The 2,591-nt window shown below is 76.6% G+C and carries 2 protein-coding genes; both read left to right on the plus strand.

Features of this window, described 5'->3' with window-relative positions; all coding sequences use genetic code 11:
• Nucleotides 1–4 precede the first annotated feature (4 nt).
• On the plus strand, nt 5–1,801 hold the full coding sequence (locus G5C65_RS35255; protein WP_165303135.1) for an acyclic terpene utilization AtuA family protein: 1,797 nt from the start codon (nt 5–7) through the stop codon (nt 1,799–1,801).
• A partial coding sequence (locus G5C65_RS35260; protein WP_277608152.1) for a carboxyl transferase domain-containing protein occupies nt 1,789–2,591 on the plus strand: 803 nt, incomplete at its 3' end. The genes G5C65_RS35255 and G5C65_RS35260, both read left to right, overlap by 13 nt.

The raw sequence follows: 2,591 nt of genomic DNA on the forward strand, positions 1-2,591 counted from the left end.
GGGCGTGACCGGGGCCGGGGAGGTGCTGCGGGTCGGCAACGCCTCCGGCTTCTACGGCGACCGCTTCAGCGCGCTGCGCGAGATGCTGACCGGCGGCGAGCTGGACGTGCTCACCGGTGACTACCTCGCCGAGCTGACGCTGCTCATCCTCGGCCGGGACCGCCTGAAGGACCCCGCCCGGGGCTACGCGGCCACCTTTCTGCGGCAGTTGGAGGACGGCCTGGGGCTGGCGCGGGAGCGCGGCGTGCGGCTCGTCGCCAACGCGGGCGGGCTCAACCCCGCCGGGCTCGCCGACGCCGTACGGGAGCTGAGCGCGCGGGTCGGCGTGCCGGCGCGGGTGGCGCACGTCGAGGGCGACGACCTGAGCGGGCGCCCCGGCCTGTCCGGGCACCCCGGCGGCTGGGGCGAGGGGGCGCTGACCGCGAACGCGTATCTGGGCGGCGCCGGGATCGCCGAGTGCCTGCGGGCCGGGGCCGACGTCGTGGTCACCGGGCGGGTGGCGGACGCGTCGCTGGTGAGCGGCGCGGCGACGGCCCGCTTCGGGTGGGCGCCGGACGACTGGGACGCGCTGGCGGGCGCGGTCGTGGCGGGCCACGTCCTGGAGTGCGGAGCGCAGGCGACGGGCGGCAACTACGCCTTCTTCGCGGAGGAGGGCATCGACGTACGGCACCCCGGGTTTCCGCTCGCGGAGATCCGCCGGGACGGCTCCTGCGTCGTCACCAAGCACCCGGGCACCGGCGGCGCGGTCACGGTGGGCACGGTCACCGCGCAGCTCCTGTACGAGACGGCGGGGGCGCGCTATCCGGGCCCGGATGTGACGGCCCGCCTGGACACCGTGCGGCTGACGCCGGACGGGCCCGACCGCGTCCGGATCGACGGCGTGCGCGGCGAACCGCGCCCGGACACCCTCAAGGTGGGGGTGACCCGGCTGGCGGGCTACCGCAACGAGGTCACCTTCGTGCTGACCGGGCTGGACGTGCCCGGGAAGGCGGCGCTGGTGCGGGAGCAGCTGGAGGCGGCGCTGGCGTCCGGGCCTGCGCCCCGCCCGGCCGGGGTGAGCTGGACCCTCGCCCGTACCGACCGGCCGGACGCCGCGGTGCAGGAGGAGGCGAGCGCGCTGCTGCGGCTGGTGGTGCGGGACGCGGACCCGGCGGTGGTGGGCCGTGCGGTCAGCGGCGCGGCGGTCGAGCTCGCGCTGGCGAGCTATCCGGGCTTCCAGCTGGCGGCCCCGCCCGGACGGGGCGAGCCGTACGGCGTGTTCGCCTCCCGCGCCGTGCCGCGGGAGGCGGTCACCCAGCTGGCGGTGCACCCGGACGGGACCCGGGTCGCGGTGGACACCGCCACCCTCTCCGGACCCCGGGCGGAACCTCCCGTACCGCCCTCTCCCGCGCAGGCCCCTCCCGCGCAGGCCCCTCCCGCGCAGACGCCGCCACCGCGGCCCGGCGGGGCGGCCGTCCGGCGCGTTCCGCTGGGCCGCGTCCTCGGCGCCCGCAGCGGCGACAAGGGCGGGAGCGCCAACATCGGGGTGTGGGCGCGGGACGGCGACGCCGGGGTCTGGTCCTGGATGGAGCGGGAGCTGACCGCCGAACGCGTACGGGAGCTGCTGCCCGAGGCGGCCGGGCTGGCGGTCGCCCGGCACGCCCTCCCCAACCTCCGCGCCCTCAACTTCACCCTGGACGGCGTCCTCGGCGAGGGCGCCGCCTCCCGGGCCCGGTTCGACCCGCAGGGCAAGGGGCTCGGGGAGTGGCTGCGCGCCCGGCACATGGACATACCGGAGGAGCTGCTCATATGGTCCGCATAGCCACGGCCCTCGACCCGCACGGCCCCGGGTACGCGGAGAACCGCGAGGAGATGCTGCGCAAACTCGCGGAGCTGGACGCCGAGCTGGCGAAGGCCGTCGCGGGCGGCGGCGGGAAGTACGTCGAGCGGCACCGGGCGCGCGGCAAGCTGCTCGCGCGCGAGCGCGTCGAGCTGCTGCTCGACCCGGACACCCCGTTCCTGGAGCTGTCCCCGCTGGCCGGCTGGGGCAGCGACTACACCACCGGCGCCTCCCTGGTCACCGGCATCGGCACGGTGGCGGGCGTCGAGTGCCTGATCACGGCCAACGACCCGACCGTGCGCGGCGGGGCGAGCAACCCGTGGACGCTGAAGAAGGCGCTGCGGGCCAACGAGATCGCGTACGCGAACCGGCTGCCGTGCATCAGCCTCGTGGAGTCCGGAGGCGCCGATCTGCCCAGCCAGAAGGAGATCTTCATCCCGGGCGGCGCGCTCTTCCGCGACCTCACCCGGCTCTCGGCTGCGGGCATCCCGACCGTCGCCGTGGTCTTCGGCAACTCGACCGCCGGAGGCGCGTACATCCCCGGCATGTCCGACCACGTCATCATGGTGCAGGAGCGGGCGAAGGTCTTCCTCGGCGGGCCGCCGCTGGTGCGGATGGCGACCGGCGAGGAGGCCGACGACGAGGAGCTGGGCGGCGCCGGGATGCACGCGCGCACCTCCGGGCTCGCGGACCACCTCGCGCTGGACGAGCCGGACGCGCTGCGCCGGGCCCGCCGCGTGGTGGCCCGGCTCAACTGGCGCAAGGCGCACCC

It is taken from the genome of Streptomyces boncukensis, from assembly GCF_011045075.1.
Taxonomy (GTDB): domain Bacteria; phylum Actinomycetota; class Actinomycetes; order Streptomycetales; family Streptomycetaceae; genus Streptomyces; species Streptomyces boncukensis.